Below are 485 nucleotides of genomic sequence, written 5' to 3' on the forward strand. Positions count from 1 at the left end.
AGGTGGTGGTTCTGAGGTTTCCCGACCGGCGGCCTGGACCGCCACCGCTCATACGTTCGAGCGTAGGGCGACGCGCGGACAGCTCCCCGGTCCGAGGAAACGGAGGAAACGGCGGACGCATCCGACTCGCCCAGCTGCACGGGTCTCGGTCCGGCGTGAGAATAGCTCTACCGGTGGTGGCTCAGATGTCCCTTCGACTGGACCGCCGCCGGACCACCTACGAGCACCCCAAGCTCAGTGTCGGGTCGGCAGTGGATGCAGGCCTGCATCCCGTCGGCGAGGGCAGCGAGGACCTGATCGCGGGTGATGCCCCGCTGACGTTTCCCCGCCGCGTAGCGCCCGCCCACGTGGACTTCGATAGGCCGGGCGCCTAGGCCAATGCTCAGCTCGACAATCCAGTCCGGGGTCGGCGGCCGTCGCTCCTCGCCCTGCTGCCGCTCCCTCTCCCGCTGCTCGGCCGCCGCAATCGCCTCGTCGATCCGGTC

The 485-nt window shown here is 69.5% G+C and carries 1 protein-coding gene; it reads right to left on the minus strand.

Features of this window, described 5'->3' with window-relative positions:
• Positions 1 to 167: 167 nt before the first annotated feature.
• A partial coding sequence (locus tag AC1DUE_RS20240) for a DUF6233 domain-containing protein (protein ID WP_477041201.1) occupies positions 168 to 485 on the minus strand: 318 nt, incomplete at its 5' end.

The organism is Cellulomonas sp. P4_A2 (genome assembly GCF_056402515.1).